Raw genomic sequence first — 276 nt, forward strand, 5'->3', positions numbered from 1 at the left:
CGTCGGACATGTGGAGGCCCTCAGATTCCGCTTTTTCCATCAGTTTTTTCATTTGTTTAATGAATTGAGGATCAATTTTCACCCATTGGCCGCGGATGTTGACGAGACGTCTGTTGTTTGCGACGAGCTCATTGAATTCATCCTCTGTCAGCTCAATTCCGTTTGTGGCGAATCTCCAGTTGAAATCAAGCAGAGCATTCATGCCGACGAAGGACTCGCCCCGCGGGGAGGATGACACTTTCGCTTTGAGCATCATATTGCTGTCCCGGACAATCT

General features: G+C 48.6%; 1 protein-coding gene. It reads right to left on the reverse strand.

Going from position 1 to position 276, the window contains the following annotated elements; translation table 11 throughout:
* Positions 1-276 (reverse strand): SNF2 helicase-associated domain-containing protein (locus tag KVT31_RS29550; RefSeq protein WP_217613727.1); only part of this gene is annotated, 276 nt, incomplete at both ends.

The organism is Bacillus sp. GbtcB14 (assembly GCF_019091205.1).
In the GTDB taxonomy this organism is placed as follows: Bacteria; Bacillota; Bacilli; order Bacillales; family Bacillaceae_G; genus Bacillus_A; species Bacillus_A cereus_AG.